General features: G+C 56.2%; 1 protein-coding gene. It reads right to left on the reverse strand.

Annotated features, from left to right (window positions below; translation table 11 throughout):
- The coding region (locus GTN70_06600; GenBank protein NIO16656.1) for a thioesterase at window positions 1-350 on the reverse strand (350 nt) is incomplete at its 3' end.
- Window positions 351-379: the final 29 nt, after the last annotated feature.

Consider the following 379-nt stretch of genomic DNA (forward strand, 5'->3'; position numbering starts at 1 on the left):
CCCTCGGAAATCTTGTCCACGCCATCGTCGGCGACGATGGAAAAGGTGAGCTTCCGGCCCTCGACCTTCTCAAGCTTCCCGCTGACGGTCACGGTAAAACCGGGGGGAGTCGCAGCCAGGTGGCTTACCTTGATATCGATTCCCACGGTCTGTTCCCGCGGCCAGTCTATGTGGGGATTGATCGCAACGATACAGGCCCATTCGAAAAGCCCCACCATAAACCCTGTGGTAAATACCCTGGGCATGACCTGAAACTCGGGAGACTCCGGGAAAATATAGGGCACCGTTTTCTCCTCCGGTACCGTGTACTGGAATGTGAACGTCAGACCTTCCTTGAGCGGTTCCTTCATCGCACACCTCCGTTCATTGAGTGACCGTG

The organism is Deltaproteobacteria bacterium, assembly GCA_011773515.1.
Lineage (GTDB): Bacteria > Desulfobacterota > Deferrimicrobia > J040 > J040 > WVXK01.